General features: G+C 60.6%; 19 protein-coding genes. 16 read left to right on the forward strand and 3 right to left on the reverse strand.

Going from position 1 to position 18,123, the window contains the following annotated elements; translation table 11 throughout:
- Nucleotides 1-74: 74 nt before the first annotated feature.
- Together GR198_RS17090 and speB are read right to left on the reverse strand one after the other, a co-directional pair.
- Nucleotides 75-872 (reverse strand): transporter substrate-binding domain-containing protein, encoded by a 798-nt coding sequence (locus GR198_RS17090; RefSeq protein ID WP_012759291.1) that lies wholly within the window; start codon nucleotides 870-872, stop codon nucleotides 75-77.
- Between the two features lie 84 nt (nucleotides 873-956).
- Complete coding sequence (gene speB / locus GR198_RS17095) at nucleotides 957-2,018, reverse strand: agmatinase (RefSeq protein ID WP_029870959.1); 1,062 nt, start codon at nucleotides 2,016-2,018, stop codon at nucleotides 957-959.
- Between the two features lie 261 nt (nucleotides 2,019-2,279).
- Here speB and GR198_RS17100 point away from each other — a divergent pair, with 261 nt between their 5' ends.
- From GR198_RS17100 to GR198_RS17125, 6 genes are all read left to right on the forward strand, one after another.
- Nucleotides 2,280-3,356: an extracellular solute-binding protein gene (locus tag GR198_RS17100; RefSeq protein ID WP_029870960.1), complete on the forward strand. Its 1,077-nt coding sequence runs from the start codon at nucleotides 2,280-2,282 to the stop codon at nucleotides 3,354-3,356.
- Nucleotides 3,357-3,444: 88 nt separating this feature from the next.
- A complete protein-coding gene (locus tag GR198_RS17105) occupies nucleotides 3,445-4,329 on the forward strand; it encodes an ABC transporter permease (RefSeq protein ID WP_029870961.1) in 885 nt (294 codons plus the stop codon).
- Nucleotides 4,326-5,165 (forward strand): ABC transporter permease, encoded by an 840-nt coding sequence (locus tag GR198_RS17110; protein ID WP_029870962.1) that lies wholly within the window; start codon nucleotides 4,326-4,328, stop codon nucleotides 5,163-5,165. The genes GR198_RS17105 and GR198_RS17110 overlap by 4 nt, the downstream gene beginning before the upstream one ends.
- A 10-nt stretch (nucleotides 5,166-5,175) precedes the next feature.
- A complete protein-coding gene (locus GR198_RS17115; RefSeq protein ID WP_029870963.1) occupies nucleotides 5,176-6,240 on the forward strand; it encodes an ABC transporter ATP-binding protein in 1,065 nt (354 codons plus the stop codon).
- Nucleotides 6,241-6,373: 133 nt separating this feature from the next.
- A complete protein-coding gene (locus tag GR198_RS17120; RefSeq protein WP_029870964.1) occupies nucleotides 6,374-7,243 on the forward strand; it encodes a LysR substrate-binding domain-containing protein in 870 nt (289 codons plus the stop codon).
- A gap of 178 nt (nucleotides 7,244-7,421) precedes the next feature.
- Nucleotides 7,422-7,775 (forward strand): RidA family protein, encoded by a 354-nt coding sequence (locus GR198_RS17125; protein WP_029870965.1) that lies wholly within the window; start codon nucleotides 7,422-7,424, stop codon nucleotides 7,773-7,775.
- A gap of 128 nt (nucleotides 7,776-7,903) precedes the next feature.
- On the opposite strand, the gene GR198_RS17130 is transcribed toward GR198_RS17125, so the two are convergent.
- The gene (locus GR198_RS17130) at nucleotides 7,904-8,395 is read right to left on the reverse strand and encodes a hypothetical protein (protein ID WP_029870966.1); all 492 of its coding nucleotides are present in this window, start codon (nucleotides 8,393-8,395) and stop codon (nucleotides 7,904-7,906) included.
- A gap of 315 nt (nucleotides 8,396-8,710) precedes the next feature.
- Between GR198_RS17130 and sdhC the strand changes: the two genes are divergently transcribed.
- The 10 genes from sdhC (at nucleotide 8,711) to sucD (ending at nucleotide 18,122) form a co-directional block, all read left to right on the forward strand.
- Nucleotides 8,711-9,106, forward strand: coding sequence for a succinate dehydrogenase, cytochrome b556 subunit (gene sdhC, locus GR198_RS17135; protein ID WP_012559217.1), 396 nt, complete (start codon nucleotides 8,711-8,713; stop codon nucleotides 9,104-9,106).
- Nucleotides 9,107-9,116: 10 nt separating this feature from the next.
- The gene (sdhD, locus tag GR198_RS17140) at nucleotides 9,117-9,497 is read left to right on the forward strand and encodes a succinate dehydrogenase, hydrophobic membrane anchor protein (RefSeq protein ID WP_018448193.1); all 381 of its coding nucleotides are present in this window, start codon (nucleotides 9,117-9,119) and stop codon (nucleotides 9,495-9,497) included.
- Nucleotides 9,498-9,503: 6 nt separating this feature from the next.
- A complete protein-coding gene (gene sdhA / locus GR198_RS17145; RefSeq protein ID WP_029870968.1) occupies nucleotides 9,504-11,345 on the forward strand; it encodes a succinate dehydrogenase flavoprotein subunit in 1,842 nt (613 codons plus the stop codon).
- Between the two features lie 18 nt (nucleotides 11,346-11,363).
- Complete coding sequence (locus GR198_RS17150; protein WP_003567268.1) at nucleotides 11,364-12,143, forward strand: succinate dehydrogenase iron-sulfur subunit; 780 nt, start codon at nucleotides 11,364-11,366, stop codon at nucleotides 12,141-12,143.
- Nucleotides 12,144-12,148: 5 nt separating this feature from the next.
- The gene (locus GR198_RS17155; protein ID WP_029870969.1) at nucleotides 12,149-12,967 is read left to right on the forward strand and encodes a nucleotidyltransferase domain-containing protein; all 819 of its coding nucleotides are present in this window, start codon (nucleotides 12,149-12,151) and stop codon (nucleotides 12,965-12,967) included.
- A gap of 136 nt (nucleotides 12,968-13,103) precedes the next feature.
- Nucleotides 13,104-13,619 (forward strand): protease inhibitor Inh/omp19 family protein, encoded by a 516-nt coding sequence (locus GR198_RS17160; RefSeq protein ID WP_003543526.1) that lies wholly within the window; start codon nucleotides 13,104-13,106, stop codon nucleotides 13,617-13,619.
- Between the two features lie 47 nt (nucleotides 13,620-13,666).
- Nucleotides 13,667-14,830: a cell division protein ZapE gene (gene zapE, locus GR198_RS17165; protein WP_029870971.1), complete on the forward strand. Its 1,164-nt coding sequence runs from the start codon at nucleotides 13,667-13,669 to the stop codon at nucleotides 14,828-14,830.
- 177 nt (nucleotides 14,831-15,007) lie between these two features.
- Complete coding sequence (mdh, locus tag GR198_RS17170; protein ID WP_003543522.1) at nucleotides 15,008-15,970, forward strand: malate dehydrogenase; 963 nt, start codon at nucleotides 15,008-15,010, stop codon at nucleotides 15,968-15,970.
- Between the two features lie 36 nt (nucleotides 15,971-16,006).
- A complete protein-coding gene (gene sucC / locus GR198_RS17175) occupies nucleotides 16,007-17,200 on the forward strand; it encodes an ADP-forming succinate--CoA ligase subunit beta (RefSeq protein ID WP_029870973.1) in 1,194 nt (397 codons plus the stop codon).
- A 19-nt stretch (nucleotides 17,201-17,219) separates the two neighbouring features.
- Nucleotides 17,220-18,122 (forward strand): succinate--CoA ligase subunit alpha, encoded by a 903-nt coding sequence (gene sucD, locus GR198_RS17180; RefSeq protein ID WP_029870974.1) that lies wholly within the window; start codon nucleotides 17,220-17,222, stop codon nucleotides 18,120-18,122.
- Nucleotide 18,123 lies beyond the last annotated feature (1 nt).

Below are 18,123 nucleotides of genomic sequence, written 5' to 3' on the forward strand. Positions count from 1 at the left end.
AATTGGAGCATGATGCCACCGCAATCGCCTGCAGTTTTCGGCATCACGCTCTGGTGAGTGGGAGGCTGCCCTCGTCAGTCCTTCAGGTTTTCAGGGTTGAGCGGCGCTTTCAGCCAGCTCTTCGAGCTTGCGTCGAGCGAACCATCGGAGATCATTGCGGCGACGCTGTCGTTGACGACCTTCTTCAGGCCTTCCTCGCCCTTGCGGAGCGCGATGTGCGAGGGGGAGCTGAGGAGCTGGAACTTCTGCTCCGGCTTCAGCTCGTCCTGTCGTGCCAGAACCTGCGCGCCGACATCGTTGCCGACGACCATCAACTGGGTCTGGCCGGATATGAAGGCCTGGATGACCGAATTATAGTTCTCGAAACGCTGGATCGCAGCCGAGCCGGGGGCGACGGCCGTCAGCGAGGTGTCTTCGAGCGTCCCACGATTGACGGCAACGGTTTTGTCGGCGAGGTCTTCCTTGCCGCTCACCTTCAGCGCCGCCGGACCGATGACGGCGATATAGTAGGGGGCGTAAGGGGCGGCAAAATCGATAACCTCGGCGCGCTCCTTCGAATAGCCGACGCTCATCAGCAGGTCGACGCGGTCGTCGTTCAGGTAGGCGATCCTGTTCTGGCCGGTAACGCTGACCAGATTGAGTTTCACGCCGAGCCCGTCGGCGATCTTCTGGGCGACGTCGACGTCATAGCCCTTGATGCTCATATCGGCGCTTGCCGAAGAGAAGGGCGGGAAATCAGAGAAGATGCCGATGTTGATCTCGCCTGCGGCTTTGATATCGGCAAGTTCGTCGGCCTGCGCGGCCCCTGCCAGGATGCCGAATACGGCAATTGCCGCGGTGGCGGTGTAGCGCAATTTCATAAGAGCAGTCATGTCGTTCCCCTTTTTGAGACGTGTTGTGCGACAGGTGATGGATGGCAGCGGGCGCGAGGCCCGCTGCCGTTGTGGAGCTGGTTCTCAGGTCAGCTTTGTCCTGACCGCGGGACTGAACGTCGCGAGGCACAGGAGTTCGAACAGAACCTGCGCGGCGATCTGCGCGGTGTTGGTGGTGTTGTCGTATTGCGGCGCGATTTCCACGACGTCGCCGCCGATGAGGTTGATGCCTTTGAAGCCGCGCAGCAGGGTCAGGGCCTCCCTCGGCTGAAGCCCGCCGACTTCCGGCGTGCCGGTTCCCGGGGCGAAGGCCGGGTCGAGGCTGTCCACGTCGAAACTGAGATAGGTCGGACCGCCGCCGACAACCTCCAGAGCCTTTGCGATCACAGCCTTGAGGCCCATCTCCGCCACCTCTTCGGCGTGGATGACGGTCATGCCGGAGGCAAAGGAGAACTCCCAGAGATATTCGCCGCCGCCGCGGATGCCGATCTGGATCGTACGCTTCGGATCGAGCACGCCCGCCAGAACCGCCTCGCGGAAAGGCGCGCCGTGGTGGAACTTGGAGCCCTCATAGGGACCGGCGGTGTCGCAATGAGCGTCGATGTGGATCATGCCGACCGGCTGGCTGGCCGCCAGGCCCTTGAGGATGGCGCCGGAGATCGAATGGTCGCCGCCGACCGACAGCGGGATGACCCCGGTTGCCGCGATCATCCGGTAGCAGGCCTCGATGTCGGCATGGCATTCGGCCAGGCCGAACCGGCTGCGCATCGGCACGTCGCCGACATCGGCGACCTTTAGCCCTCCCATCGGCGCGACACGCAGAACATGTTCGTAGGGCCCGATACGCTCGATCGCCCGGACGGCCCGCGGCCCCAGCCGCGCGCCGGCGCGATTGGTGACGCCGAGGTCCATCGGCACGCCGATCAAAGCCACGTCAAGCGCCTCAAGCACCTCGGGCTGCAAGCCGTTCTCGATGAAACGGGCGTCCAGAAAGGTCGCAGGATCGGCGAAGGGCCATTTGCGGCTGTCGCCGTCCTTGAATACGCTCGCCGCCACGGCGCGGAAGTGCGGATCTTCCATCTCTCCGCCTGCAGCGCTGCCGAAGCGCTTTCTCAAATCCTCCAGAAAATCCCGGTCAATGGTCAAGGCAGGCTCCCACGGTATTGATGCTGCCATCATCATCAGCGCCGCACGCTTCTCTTGGAACCGCGAAAATTCGAGAGGGGATATAACGATTCTTGATAGCTTGGATCCGCCGAGGCTCCGCGACGCGGGTAATGCGTTCATCGGTGCATTCAGAAAACTTTATAACCCGGCGAGAATTTTCCCACTACCGCGGTTGGTAACCTCCAAGCAGTCTCCGATGCGAACGGTCCAGCACAGGGCCGACAACAAAGGGAACCTGCCATGTTGCATGATATGACACGCCGCCGCTTCCTCGGATCTGCCGCTGCCGCGGGCATTGCCGGCACGATGACCGGGTTTGCGAGATCCGCCGCAGCCGGCAGCGGCAATCTCACCGCCGTCGAATGGGGCGGCGATGTCGTCGAAGCGATGAAGCAGATTGCCGCCGACCAGAATGCAGCGACATTCAACTGGGTTCTTCACCAGGGTGGCGCGGGCGCGATCCTGCCAAAGATCAAGGCCATCTGGCCGAATGTCGACTACGACTACGTCGCAGGCTGGGAAGGCTCATTCAACAGCATGGTGAAGGAGGATTGGCTCGAGACCATCAATCCTGCCGATATTCCCAATCTTGCGAATATTCCCGAGAAAATCATCATTCGTGACGGCAAGGGCAATATCAAAGCGGTCCCACGCGCAGTTGGCGGCATGTATTTCGGCGCCCGAACCGACACGGCTCCTATCGCCGTGAAGACCATCGATGATCTGCTCAGCCCCGATCTCAAGGGTGCGATCTGCTGGCCGGGCCCGACACAGAGCATGATGCTCCAGATCGTCGCGCTCGCCCTTCACGCCGGCGGCAGTGAAACGAATATGGAACCCGGGTGGAAGCTCATGACGGAATTGGCGAAATCCGGCAATATCGGCCGCGTCGCCATCACCGATATCGACTTCACCAATTCGTTGACGTCGGGCGAGACCTCCGTCGGCTTCTTCGCTGAGCCCGGCTGGGCGGCCGTGGCGAAGAACTTCCCGGTTACGCGTTTCACCAAGGACAGCAACTTCAAGGCCTTCCTCTACCAGAGCGGTTTCGGCGTCCTGAAGAATAGACCGAACACCAAGGCGACGCTCGATTTCGTCAACTTCGCGATCAGCCCGGACATGAATTCGCTCTACGCCAAGGTGGCTGGCGAAGCGCCGTTGAACAGCAAGGCGGTCACGCCCGACAATCTCAAGCATCTGTCCTTCACGTCGGACGAGTTTTCGAACTTCGTCTATGTGCCGGACTACAACGCCGTTCTCGAACAGCAGGATGCCTGGTCCAAGCGCTGGGAGCAGGACATCGCCCCGTTGCTCTAAGACACCTCGCGGCAGGTTGTCGTAGGCGCGGGCTTCGACAACCTCCCTTTCTCATGGCCCGCAAGGGCGAGGAAAAGGCTGTTCCATCATGACCACGGTAAGGCGGCAATCCGTTGCCATTTCAATTCCGGATCGCCGAGATGCTGCCCTGACGCTTGGGCCAGCCCTCCTGGTGTTCGCATTCGGTTTTCTGTCACCGCTCATCAACCTGGCAATGGAAAGCTTGAAGGAGTTTACGCCGGGGCGCGTCGGCTCCGTTGAAAATGCCGCAGCAACGGTCCAAAACTATTACGAGCTTGCAAACCAGGCGTTTGCAAGTGTCCTGCTGACGACCTTTTGGATCGGCGGAGTGGCCGCGATCATCGGCCAGCTTGTGGCATTCCCGCTGGCCTATTTCATCGTGCGGCGCATTTCGCCGCGGATGCGTACGCTCACCCTCGGCTTTTTGATTACGCTTGTTCTTTCCAGCGTCCTGATCAAGACGTACGCGATCGAACTGACCTTCGGGTCGGTCGGCATCTTCCGCCCCTTCCTATTGACACTGGGCCTTTCTCCCAACAGCCGCGAATATATCAATATCGTCGTTATTGCGGGTCTGGTTCACTCGATCATACCGGTCGCAACGCTAACGCTGATTGGCGCGATGCAATCGATCGATCCGCGTCTGCTCGATGCGGCCCAGTCGCTCGGCGCGCCGGGATGGAAAGCCCATCTGTCGATCACGCTTCCCCTGAGCTTCCCGGCTCTGATCTCAAGCACGCTTGTCTCGCTGACTTTCGCGATCAGCGCCTTCGTCATTCCCATGGTGCTCGGGAGGGGCCGGGTGCTTTTCATGTCGAACGTCATCTACACCCGGTTCAGCGATATTGCCAACTATCCAAGCGGCGCGGCGATCTCGCTCGTCATGCTTGCTGCGGCCCTGGCGGTCGTCGCTGTCATAACCTTTGCGCAGGCCTGGAAGGTTTCCCGATGAGCAGACAGTCTCTTGCAGCGCGAACCGGAGACCGGATCGCCGCTTCCCTTGCCTACAGTGTCATCGGCCTTGGATTGGCGTTCCTCGCCATCCCGTTGGTGATAACATGCGTCATGGCTTTCGACGCCAGGACCTACCTCGGCCCGATGCCGCCACCTGCCCTGTCGCTTCACTGGTTCGAACGGCTCGTCTCCCAGGCGGATATCCTTGCCAGCCTGCGCACCAGCCTCATCTTGGCGGTACTCACCACGATTCTGTCCGTCACGATCGGAACTGCGGCGGCTGTCGGTCTTGCCCGGGGCAATTTTCCAGGAAAGGCAGCGCTGACTTCGGCCTTTCTCTCGCCACTCATCGTCCCGCCTGTTGTCATTGGATTCGGCCTGCTACTTTTCCTTTCCAAGGCCGGTATCACAAATGGTATGGCGCGCCTGCTGCTCGGCCACGTGATCGTGACGTTGCCCTATTGCATAAGGACCAGTCTCGCCAGCCTTCTCGGCAGCGACCAACGATTGACGGAAGCCGCAATGGTTCTCGGCGCCACCGAGCGCCAGGCCTTCTGGACCATTACTCTGCCGCTCATGCGGACGGGCGTCGTTACCGGCGCGATCTTCGCCTTCGCAATTTCGATGGATGACGTATCGATCAGTCTCTTTCTGAGCGATCCGTCCGCAACGACCTTGCCTGTTACGCTGGTCAGCAACATGCGCGCGGCTTTCGATCTGACGATCGCTGCGGCGGCTGTGGTCCTGATTGCCGTCACCGCGCTGCTGATCGTCGTGCTGGACCGTGTCGTCGGCTTCGACACTGTCGTCGGTCAGGGTTTGTTTCGTTCATGAGGATAATACGATGATTTCTGCCGTGGAATTTGAGGGGGTCAGCAAGCGCTTCGGCGAAACTGTCGCCCTCGGTGATGTCTCCTTCTCGGTGAACCCAGGTGAAACAATCGCACTGCTTGGACCGAGCGGCTGCGGCAAGACCACCATTCTTCGGCTCATTGCCGGATTCGAGCGGCCCGACAAAGGCTCGATCTTGATCGACGGCGAGCCGATGGCCGGATTGAAACCCTATGAGCGCAATGTCGGGCTGCTGTTCCAGCACTACGCTCTTTTCCCGCATATGACCGTCGAACAGAACATCGGTTACGGACTTCGCCATCGCAACCATCCGCCGGGGCAAATACCGCGCCGCATTGCCGAGATGCTTGAGCTCGTCCGGCTCACCGGTTTCGGACAGCGCCGGCCGCATCAGTTGAGCGGTGGCCAGCAGCAGCGTGTTGCGCTTGCGCGGGCGCTCGCCACCCATCCGAGCCTCCTTCTTCTGGATGAGCCCCTGTCGGCCCTCGACGCCAAACTTCGCCATGAGCTGCGCACCGAATTGAAGGATGTGCTCGCCGCAGTCGGCTCGACCGCGATCGTGGTAACCCACGACCAGGAGGAGGCGATGAGCCTGGGAGAGCGCATATTCGTGATGAACCGTGGAGCAATCATGCAATCCGGCAGGCCGGATGATGTGTATTGGCGTCCAGACTCGCATTTCGTCGCGGATTTCATGGGGCGGACGAATTGGATTCATGGCTCGATTTCGGCCGCGGGCGGAACGTCCCGGAAATTTCGCTCCGAATCCGGCTGGGAGTTTCCGGTCGCGTCCACGGGAAGTCTTTCAGGTGCCGCCGAGATTTGCGTGAGGCCGGAAAGCGTCGAGATATCGTCCGGCGCTCCGGCTGCCGGAGCCATGCCCGGACGCGTTGCCGACGTCGTGACACTCGGTGCCTTCAGGCATGTCGTTCTGGACCTCGCCAGTGGCGACCGCATTATCTCGGCTTGCCCGAACCGTCCAGACATAGCCTTCGCGCGCGGGCAGGAGATCAGCGTTTCCATTCCCCCCGAGGCATGCGTCCTCTTCGCGCGATAAGCTGGCATTGACCGGGCGCAGCTTGCGCTGCGCCCGGGGGCTAAGGGTCACCAGTTGCCGGAAGAACATGGTTCGTCCAATATCCGCTTATAGGCGGAGAGGCCCTCGGCTCTCGAGCGCCACAAAGTATGGAATGCGGCTTCTGATGCTTGATCTTGATTCCTATCTGCTTCGTGCATTTCTGACCGTCGCGGAGATCGGCACCGTCAATGGAGCAGCCGTCAAGCTGAACAGAACGCAGGCGGCCGTGAGCATGCAGATCCGCAAGCTGGAGGAGCTTGTCGGCGTTACGCTGTTTTCGCGTTCGTCAAAGGGCCTCGAACTCACGAGCCATGGGCAGATCATGCTGGCTTATGCCCGCGAAATGGTCGCCCTCAGCGACGAGGTCGGGAAAAGGCTGACAGGCAAGATGATCGAGGACCGCATTCGCCTCGGCGTCGTTGAGGACTTCGCAGCCGGCCACCTGATCGACATTCTTAGTGCCTTCAGAGCCCAGAACCCGAAGGTCGAGATCGACATCATTGTCGAGCCGAATCGCCGCCTCGCCAAACTGTTTGAAGACAGGAAGCTCGATCTCGTGGTTTGCGACATCACCTGCCTCTCGCGAAAGCCGACCCTGATCTGGACCGAATATTTGATGTGGACGGTCAGATCCGACTTTGTGGCGGATACGGAAAAACCGCTTCCGATCATCATGTTCGAGGAGGAGTGTCCCTGGACGCTCCCGACGATTGCGGCGCTGTCCCAGCGGAACGTCAAGTGGAAGACGGCGTGCGTCGCATCGACCCTGGTCGCCATGGCGACCGCGGTTCGCGTCGGTATCGGTATCGCGCCAATGATGCTTACCACGAAGCCGGAGGGCTGCCGGACGCTTGACCGATCGGCGGATCTGCCCGGTCCGGTGCGCATCGAGATCGGTCTCTATGCTCAACCCGAGACGGCGGAAGGCGCGCGCTACCTTGTGGACTTCATTTCGCGGCATACGGCCATATTGTCCAGCTAGAGCATGATGCCGAAAAGTGTCATCGGTTTTCGGGCGACAGCCTGTCCCAGGAGCGTTCAGCTTCCATTATATCGGGTCAATTTAATTCCCTCTACCGAAGTGGCGAGCGAAGCCCCACAGTGATCGAATGAAGGGTCGACGACCCAATATCAAGCATTGATGGAAGTCTGCGAATACGATGATGGGGCAAGCCAAAGTTGACGAAACTCTGCTCGCAGATGCCGCCTATCTGCCCGGCCAGGTCGCAAACCTGACGAGGGGAGCGAGCGTGACGGCGCAAACCAACGAAATACTGGAGCGCATCAATGACATGCTGCTGCGCGAAGGTACCGACAAGTCAGAGATCATTCTCGCCCACATCTGGCTCAGGGACCTTGCCTCATTCGAGGAAATGAACAGAGCCTGGGATGCTTGGATGCCGGATAGCGGAACGCCACGGCGGGCGACGTTTGAGGACAAGAATCTCCCGCCGATGTGCGCCATCCGTATTGACATAGCCGCGTCGCGAAAGAGTGGGGCCGGGCAAATTTGAGCCGCCTGCGTTCGTCATCATGCACTAAAGCGCGTCGCGATCTTTCAGATTCGCTCCTCGCGCTTTAGGTCTTTGTTTTTACGCATGTCATTGTCGCAAAACCGCGGCACACTTTTGCGCGACATGCTCTAAGGCCGGATGACGCAGACATTGGCCTCGTAGGCACAGGGATCATCCTGCACTGCGATATCGATGACCTTTGCTTTCGGGGCCAGCAGCTCCGGCCGTGCTGTGGGATAGCCATAGCCATAGCCGCCGACATAGGTCCCGCCATCGACCTGATAGACATAGGAAGAGCCGGCATAGGTGCCGCCGCCGTCACTACCCTGCGCCTGGGGTACAACGACGATCAGATTGTTGCGGGCGATGCGATTTGTCGCCGGCGATGAAAACTGTTTCAGGAACGGCATCCGTTCTTTGCGGTTCCTATATCGATAGGCATTGTCGAAACGGATGCCGCGATCGCGCCAGCCGATACGTTCGCCGAGAAGCAGTCCGCCATGAAAAGCGTGGCGGTGGTCGGAAAAGCGACGATCATGACGACGGTCGCCGGCTTCGGCGGGAAGTGCAGCAAGCACGGACAGGGCAAGCAGGGCGACTGCGGACAGACTGCGAAACATGGGTGGCCGGCCTCCGGAATCCCGATCCCTAACAAATCGTTAACGCCAGATTGCGCCAAAAGCAGAAGCTTGTCCATTCAGGTCGGACAACCGGCACAAAATTTGAGCGGAAAAGACCAGTTTCTTTAGCCTGCAAACTTCCCGGTAACGCGAATCGATTAAATTAAAAGCAGACAGCGATTGTGCTTGTCGTCGGCGGTTCCGGTGATTAAACGTCGCAATTGATGCAACGCACACAGAGAATTTTGTCATTCGTGTGGTTGACTGAGCATGCTCCGAAATCCGGGAGCGCAGAGAAGCCGCCGCGAGGTTCTGATGGCGAACGTGACAAATAACCGGCCCCTATCGCCGCATCTGCAAATCTACAAACCTATTCCCACCATGGTCATGTCCATCGTCCACCGCATTACCGGTGGCGCGCTCTACGTCGGCACGCTGCTCGTCGCCTGGTGGCTGATCGCGGCGGCAAGCGGCCAGGGCTCCTATGACTGGGCCAACTGGGTGCTCGGCAGCCTTCTCGGCAAGCTTGTGCTTCTCGGCTATACCTGGGCGCTGCTGCACCACATGCTCGGCGGCTTCCGCCACTTCATGTGGGATCTCGGCTATGGCTTCGGGAAAGAGTTCTCGACCAAGCTCGCCATCGCCAACATCATCGGGTCGCTCTGTCTGACCGTGCTGGTCTGGGTGATCGGCTTCCTCATTCGCTTCTGAAGGTCCTCTCATGGATATGCGCACCCCCCTCGGCAAGGTTCGCGGGCTCGGCTCCGCCAAGGACGGCACGGATCATTTCTGGCGCCAGCGGCTGACGGCCGTCGCCAATGTTCCGCTCATCCTCTTCTTCGTCATCTTCATGCTCGCCTATGCCGGCGCGCCCTATGCGGATGTGGTTCGCGCGCTGTCGAACCCCTTCGTCGCCGTCGTCATGGGGCTGATGGTGATCTCGGGCGTCATCCACATGAAGCTCGGCATGCAGGTCATCATCGAGGATTACGTGCACGGCGAATTCGGCAAGATCGTTCTCCTGATGCTGAACACGTTCTTTGCGATCCTGATTGCCGGCCTCTGTCTCTTCGCCATTCTGAAAATCGCATTCGTAGGATAAGCTGATATGGCACCGACTTCACCCGCCCAGAATGGCAAAGCCTACAACTATGTCGATCACTCCTACGACGTGATCGTCGTCGGCGCCGGCGGCGCCGGGCTGCGCGCCACGCTCGGCATGGCCGAGCAGGGTTTCCGCACAGCCTGCATCACCAAGGTATTTCCGACCCGCTCGCATACGGTCGCCGCCCAGGGCGGCATCGCCGCCTCACTGCGCAACATGACGCCGGATAGCTGGCAGTGGCACCTCTACGACACCGTCAAAGGTTCCGACTGGCTCGGCGACGTCGACGCCATGCAGTATCTCACCATGGAAGCGCCGAAGGCGGTCTATGAGCTCGAGCATTACGGCGTGCCGTTCTCGCGTAACGAGGAAGGCAAGATCTATCAGCGCCCGTTCGGCGGCCACATGCAGAATTACGGCGAAGGCCCGCCGGTACAGCGCACCTGCGCCGTTGCCGACCGTACCGGCCACGCCATCCTGCATACGCTCTACGGCCAGTCGCTGCGCAACAATGCCGAATTTTTCATCGAGTACTTCGCGCTCGACCTGATCATGTCGGAAGACGGCAGCCGCTGCACCGGCGTCGTCGCCTGGTGCCTCGATGACGGCACGATCCATCGCTTCGCCGCCAAGATGGTGGTGCTGGCGACCGGCGGCTACGGCCGCGCCTATTTCTCGGCAACGTCTGCGCACACCTGCACCGGCGACGGCGGCGGCATGGTGGCGCGCGCCGGCCTGCCGCTGCAGGACATGGAATTCGTGCAGTTCCATCCGACCGGCATCTACGGTTCGGGCTGTCTGATCACCGAAGGCGCGCGCGGCGAAGGCGGTTACCTCGTCAATTCCGAGGGCGAGCGCTTCATGGAACGTTACGCCCCTTCGGCCAAGGATCTTGCCTCGCGCGACGTCGTTTCGCGCTGCATGACGCTGGAAATCCGCGAAGGCCGCGGTGTCGGCAAGGCGAAGGACCACATTTTCCTGCATCTCGATCATCTCGATCCGGCCGTTCTTCATGAACGCCTGCCGGGGATTTCCGAGAGCGCCAAGATTTTCGCCGGCGTCGACGTCACGCGCGAACCGATCCCGGTTCTGCCGACCGTTCACTACAATATGGGCGGCATTCCCACGAATTATTGGGGCGAAGTGCTGAATGCCGACGGTGCCAATCCGGAACGGATCATTCCCGGCCTGATGGCAGTGGGTGAAGCCGGCTGCGCCTCGGTGCACGGCGCCAACCGCCTCGGCTCCAACTCGCTGATCGACCTCGTGGTCTTCGGCCGGGCCGCTGCGATCCGCGCCGGCGAGGTGATCGACCGCGCAGCGCCGATCCCACATCTCAACATTGCCGCCTGCGACAAGATCATGGACCGCTTCGATGGTCTGCGTCACGCCAGCGGCGGCACGCCGACGGCAGAACTGCGCGAGAAGATGCAGCGCGCCATGCAGGAAGATGCAGCGGTGTTCCGCACGCAGGAATCGCTGGAATCCGGTTGCCAGCGCATTTCGGCGATCTGGCAGGAAATGGGCGATCTGAAGGTCACTGACCGTTCGATGATCTGGAATTCGGATCTGGTCGAGACGCTGGAGCTGCAGAACCTGATGGCCAATGCCATCACGACGATTTACGGCGCCGAGGCCCGCAAGGAGAGCCGCGGTTCGCATGCACGTGAGGACTATACCGAGGGTGCATTCGCGGGCCGCGATGATGTCAACTGGCGCAAGCATACGCTCGCCTGGGTGAGCGAGGCAGGCGAGGTGAAACTCGACTACCGGCCTGTTCACACCGAGCTCATCGCGGAGGGCATCGATCCGCACAAGATCGAGCCGAAGGCCCGCGTCTACTGATCTCAAGAGGAACCTGATATGGTTGAACTCGCTCTCCCCAAGAATTCTCAGATGCGCGAAGGCAAGGTCTGGCCGAAGCCGGCGGGTGCCAAGAACACCCGCGAGTTCCGCGTCTATCGCTGGAGCCCGGATGACGGGCAGAACCCGTCCATCGACACCTTCTACATCGATGTCGACGATTGCGGACCGATGGTGCTCGACGGTCTGCTCTACATCAAGAACAAGATCGACCCGACGCTGACGCTGCGCCGTTCCTGTCGCGAGGGCATCTGCGGCTCCTGCGCGATGAATATCGACGGCACGAACACGCTCGCCTGCACCAAGGGCCTCGACGATATCAAGGGCGCGGTGAAGATCTATCCGCTGCCGCATCTGCCTGTCGTCAAGGATCTGGTTCCAGACCTCACCAACTTCTATGCCCAGCACCGTTCGATCGAGCCGTGGCTGAAGACGGTGTCGCCGGCGCCGGCCAAGGAATGGAAGCAGAGCCACGAGGACCGGCAGAAGCTGGACGGCCTCTATGAATGCATCCTCTGCGCCTGCTGCTCGACCTCCTGTCCGAGCTACTGGTGGAACGGCGACCGCTATCTCGGGCCGGCCGTTCTGCTGCAGGCCTATCGTTGGCTGATCGATTCCAGAGACGAGGCGACCGGTGAGCGCCTCGACAATCTCGAGGATCCATTCCGCCTCTATCGCTGCCACACGATCATGAACTGTGCGCAGACCTGCCCGAAGGGCCTCAACCCAGCCAAGGCGATCGCCGAAATCAAGAAGATGATGGTCGAGCGCCGGGTTTGATCAGCATGCATACCGATGGCGGTATAGACGGCTTCGATCCCGAAGCCGTCATGGAGATCAGGTCGCGGCTTGCTTCGGTGCGCGAACGGGGCATCCGCATCGGTTTTGCGATCGAAAGTGGTAGCCGCGCCTGGGGCTTTCCATCTCCCGACAGCGATTATGATTGCCGCTTTGTCTATATCCGTCCTGTCGAACATCATCTCTCGCTCGTTTCGGCGCGTGATGTCATCGAGTTTCCGATCGTCGGCGATATCGATACGGGCGGCTGGGATCTGCGAAAGGCGCTGCAGCTTGCGCTGAAGGGCAATGCGGTGGTGGTCGAATGGTTGAAATCGCCGATCGCCTACGAAGAAGAAGCTGGTTTTCGCTCCCGTCTCGGCGCGCTGCTCGATCTCATCATGGTGCCCGAGAAGGTTGCTGCCCATTATGTCGGGCTCATGCGGCAACATTTTCAGAACCAGGGCGACGACGCGATCAAGCTGAAGAAGCTGCTTTATGCCGTGCGGCCAGCCATCGCGCTCGAATGGATGCGGCAGCGTTCATATCGCGTGCTACCGCCGATGAATATGCTGGAATGCCTTGAGACGATCTCCGTCGCGCCGGAACTTCGGGCAGCGATACTCGATCTCGTGCATGTCAAGAAGCAGACGCGCGAAATGGGTGTAGGCCTGCCACCGGCACTGGTGCAAGTGTTCCTGCAGGGTGCACTGGAGCGCTATTCCGAGACATTGCGCGAGTTCGACAGGGATCCTGACAGAGATGAACGCGGGCAACACCTTGCTGACAAATTCTATGTGCAGGAAGTTTTGCAGCGGGACAGTTGAACTGTATCGTTTTTCGGTTAGTTGTTGTCACGGGCAATTTATGCTGCCCGACTTGATTAACCAAAGCGAATTACGATAATCGGACTTGTCTCACGCCCGTTTCTCTACGGCGATGGCCGAATTCAGGAGTATGATGATGCAGTTGCGATATGCGATGACAGGTCTGGTGGTGGTTCTGTCGCTAGCCGGTTGTCAGCGTACGGCATATGATTACAGCTCCAACGCCAGTGCCGGCCCGGCGCCGTTGACGGCGCAGCCCGTGCCCTCGGTGCAGGGCGGGCAGCTTCCGCCGCCGACCGGCAGCTCGCAGTTTCCGGCCGCGCCGACGACGACGGCGCCGATGCCGGGCGCTCAGCCCGGCGCAATGGCCGCGAATGCGCTCGATATCACCAAGGAATCGATGGTCGGAAGCTGGCGTGTCAACGGCAGCTGCGACATGTTCCTGACGCTCACCAATCTCGGCAGCGGTTCGCGCGGCGGAACGCGTGGCTGCGTCGGCGAGCTGACGGCGATGGGCTCCTGGGAGGTCGCCGGCAAGCAGGTGCTGCTCAAGGACCGCTCGGGCAACCAGCTCGGCAGCGTCTACAAGACGGCCGACAACCGCTTTGAGGGGCAGACGAGCACAGGCCAGTCGATCAGTCTCAGCCGGTAAATGTTCCGGCGGGTCTCCGCCGTTGACTGACAGGCGGATATGCCCTCATGCAACCAATGCCCGATTATGCGCTCAGCGTCTGCGAACAGCTTAAAGCGCTGACCGCATCGGGCGCGCTCCAGGTCGATTCCGCCCAGATGGACGTGGCAAAGAACCTCGACCGGGTGCTCGCCGGGCTGAAGCAGCGGCGGCCGGCGGCAAAATCGAGCGCGCTCGGCTGGCTGTTTGCGGCCAAGAAGAAATCCGCCGACGGCATCAAGGGGCTTTATATCCACGGCAGCGTCGGGCGCGGCAAGACCATGCTGATGGACATGTTTTTCGCCATGGCGCCGTGCAGGAAGAAGCGCCGGGCGCATTTCCACGAATTCATGGCGGATGTGCACAACCGTATCGCGGCGCACCGGCTGAAGCTCAAGAACGGCGAGACCAGGCAGGCCGATCCGATGCCGCCGGTCGCCGCAGCGCTCTATGACGAGGCAGAACTGCTCTGCTTCGACGAGTTCACGGTCACCGACATTGCCGATGCGATGATCCTGTCGCGGCTGTTCTCCGAGCTTTTCGCGCGCGGATGCGTGCTGGTCGCGACCTCGAATGTCGAGCCCGACAATCTCTACCGGGATGGTCTCAATCGCGGCCTCTTCCTGCCCTTCGTTGCCTTGCTCAAGCAGCATGTCGATACCGTCACCCTGGATTCGCCGACCGACTACCGGATGGGGAAGCTGAGCAGCCAGCCGGTCTATCTGGTGCCGATCAACGAGCATAACGACATGGCGATGGATGCGTCCTGGACGCAGGCGCTGCATGGGCGCAAGGCGCAGCCGCTGGATATTCCGATGAAGGGGCGCCACATCCATGTGCCGCTCGCCGTCGACCGCATGGCGCGGTTCTCCTTCGCCGATCTCTGCGACAAGCCGCTCGGGGCGGTCGACTTCCTGGCCATTGCCGAACGTTTCGATACGGTCTTCCTCGATCACATTCCCTTGCTCGGGCCGGAAAAGCGGAACCAGATCAAACGGTTCATCATTCTGGTCGATACATTCTACGATCATGCCGTGCGGCTTTACATTTCCGCGGCGGCCATGCCGGAGGAACTGCTGCTGCAACGTCGGGGCATCGAGGGCTTCGAATTCGACCGCACGGCATCGCGCCTGTTCGAGATGCGCAGTGCGGAATATCTTGCGCTGCACCATGAGAAACGCGCCGCAGAGTAACAATTTGGTGACAGAATACCTTACGTTTACGTAAGAATTTTTGTATCTAAACGATTGAAAACGCTGCATCAAAAATAATGAATTGCCATTTTTTGGCTTTGGGTCTATGCGATTGCGTCATTGGGCGGTGCCTTGCGCGTCCGTTCAACGAATTTGATCGCAAAGGAAACAGCGAAAATGGCGCGTAACAAGATCGCACTCATTGGTTCTGGCATGATTGGTGGCACGCTGGCGCACCTCGCCGGCCTGAAGGAACTGGGCGACATCGTTCTCTTCGACATCGCGGACGGCATTCCCCAGGGCAAGGGTCTCGATATTTCCCAGTCGTCGCCGGTCGAAGGCTTCGACGTCAATCTGACGGGCGCCAGCGACTATTCCGCGATCGAAGGCGCTGACGTCTGCATCGTCACGGCGGGCGTCGCCCGCAAGCCCGGCATGAGCCGCGACGATCTTCTCGGCATCAACCTCAAGGTCATGGAGCAGGTCGGCGCCGGCATCAAGAAGTATGCCCCCAATGCCTTTGTGATCTGCATCACCAACCCGCTCGACGCCATGGTCTGGGCGCTGCAGAAGTTTTCCGGCCTGCCGGCCAACAAGGTCGTCGGCATGGCCGGCGTTCTCGACTCCTCGCGCTTCCGTCTCTTCCTCGCCAAGGAATTCAACGTGTCCGTCCAGGACGTCACGGCCTTCGTTCTCGGCGGCCACGGCGACACGATGGTGCCGCTCGCCCGCTACTCGACGGTCGGCGGCATTCCGCTCACCGATCTCGTCACCATGGGTTGGGTCACCAAGGAGCGCCTTGAAGAAATCATCCAGCGCACCCGTGACGGCGGCGCCGAAATCGTCGGCCTGCTGAAGACCGGCTCGGCCTATTACGCGCCGGCCGCCTCGGCGATCGAGATGGCCGAATCCTACCTCAAGGACAAGAAGCGGGTTCTGCCCTGCGCGGCCCACCTCTCCGGTCAGTACGGCGTAAAGGACATGTATGTCGGCGTTCCCACCGTCATCGGCGCCGGCGGCGTCGAGCGCATCATCGAGATCGATCTCAACAAGACCGAGAAGGAAGCCTTCGACAAGTCCGTCGGCGCCGTCGCCGGTCTCTGCGAAGCCTGCATCAACATCGCGCCTGCCCTCAAGTAGTCGACGGGCTGAAGTAATCGAAACAGGGATACACCCATGAACATTCATGAATATCAGGCCAAGGCTCTGCTGAAGGGCTATGGCGCGCCGGTTGCCGAAGGTGTGGCTATTCTCAAGGTTGAAGAAGCCGAGGCTGCCGCCAAGTCGCTTCCCGGTCCGCTTTACGTGGTCAAGAGCCAGATCCATGCCGGCGGCCGCGGCAAGGGCAAGTTCAAGGAACTGTCGCCGGAAGCCAAGGGCGGCGTGCGTCTCGCCAAGTCGATCGACGAAGTCGTCGCCCATGCCAAGGAAATGCTCGGAAACACGCTGGTGACGGCGCAGACCGGCGAAGCCGGCAAGCAGGTCAACCGCCTTTATATCGAAGACGGCGCCGACATCGCTCGCGAGCTCTATTGCTCGCTGCTGGTCGACCGCTCGGTCGGTCGCGTGGCTTTCGTGGTCTCCACCGAAGGCGGCATGGACATCGAAGCTGTCGCCCACGACACGCCTGAGAAGATCCAGACGATCGCCATCGATCCGGAAGCCGGCGTGACGGCTGCCGACGTTGCTGCGATCTCCAAGGCTTTTGAGCTCGAGGGTGCTGCCGCCGAGGACGCCAAGACGCTATTCCCGATGCTCTACAAGGCCTTCGGCGAGAAGGACATGGCTCTGCTGGAGATCAACCCGCTGATCGTCATGAAAGACGGCCACCTGCGCGTCCTCGATGCCAAGATGTCTTTCGATGGCAATGCGCTCTTCCGTCACGACGACGTCAAGGTGCTGCGCGACGAGACCGAAGAAGACGCCAAGGAAATCGAGGCCTCGAAGTGGGACCTCGCTTATGTCGCGCTCGACGGCAACATCGGCTGCATGGTCAACGGTGCGGGCCTTGCCATGGCGACCATGGACATCATCAAGCTCTACGGCAAGGAGCCGGCTAACTTCTGCGACGTCGGCGGCGGCGCCGGCAAGGAGAAGGTTGCTGCAGCTTTCAAGATCATCACCGCAGACCCCAAGGTCGAAGGCATTCTCGTCAACATCTTCGGCGGCATCATGAAGTGCGACGTCATTGCCGAGGGCGTGATTGCCGCGGTCAAGGAAGTCGGCCTCAAGGTTCCGCTCGTCGTGCGCCTTGAGGGCACCAATGTCGAGCTCGGCAAGAAGATCCTGAACGAGTCGGGTCTGGCGATCACGGCGGCTGACGACTTGGACGATGCGGCCAAGAAGATCGTCGCGGCGGTCAACGGCTAATTTTGAAGGATCTGAAAGAATGTCTATTCTCGTCAATAAAGACACCAAGATCCTCGTTCAGGGTCTGACCGGCAAGACCGGCACGTTCCACACCGAACAGGCGCTTGCTTACTACGGCACCCAGATGGTCGGTGGTATCCACCCGAAGAAGGGTGGCGAAACCTGGACCGGCGCAAAGGGCGAAAGCCTGCCGATCTTCGCTACCGTTGCCGAGGGCAAGGAAAAGACCGGCGCCGACGCGTCTGTCATCTATGTTCCGCCGGCAGGAGCCGCCGATGCTATCATCGAAGCTATCGACGCCGAGATTCCGTTCATCACCTGCATCACCGAAGGTATCCCGGTCCTGGATATGGTTCGCGTCAAGGCTCGCCTCGAGCGTTCCAAGTCGCGCCTGCTCGGGCCGAACTGCCCAGGCATCATGACGCCGGAAGAATGCAAGATCGGCATCATGCCGGGCTCGATCTTCCGCAAGGGTTCCGTCGGTATTGTTTCCCGTTCGGGTACGCTGACCTACGAAGCCGTCTTCCAGACCTCCAATGAAGGTCTCGGCCAGACGACGGCTGTCGGCATCGGCGGCGATCCGGTCAAGGGCACCGAGTTCATCGACGTCCTGGAAATGTTCCTCGCTGACGAAGCCACGACCTCGATCATCATGATCGGTGAAATCGGCGGGGCGGCTGAAGAAGACGCAGCGCAGTTCCTCAAGGACGAAGCCAAGCGGGGCCGCAAGAAGCCGATGGCCGGCTTCATTGCGGGCCGTACGGCCCCGAAGGGCCGCACTATGGGCCATGCCGGCGCCGTGGTTTCCGGCGGCAAGGGCGATGCGGAATCGAAGATCGCGGCGATGGAATCGGCAGGCATCAAGGTGTCGCCATCCCCGGCCCGCCTCGGCAAGACGCTGGTTGAAGTCCTCAAGGGCTAAG

It is taken from the genome of Rhizobium leguminosarum (assembly GCF_010668065.1).
Lineage (GTDB): Bacteria > Pseudomonadota > Alphaproteobacteria > Rhizobiales > Rhizobiaceae > Rhizobium > Rhizobium leguminosarum_S.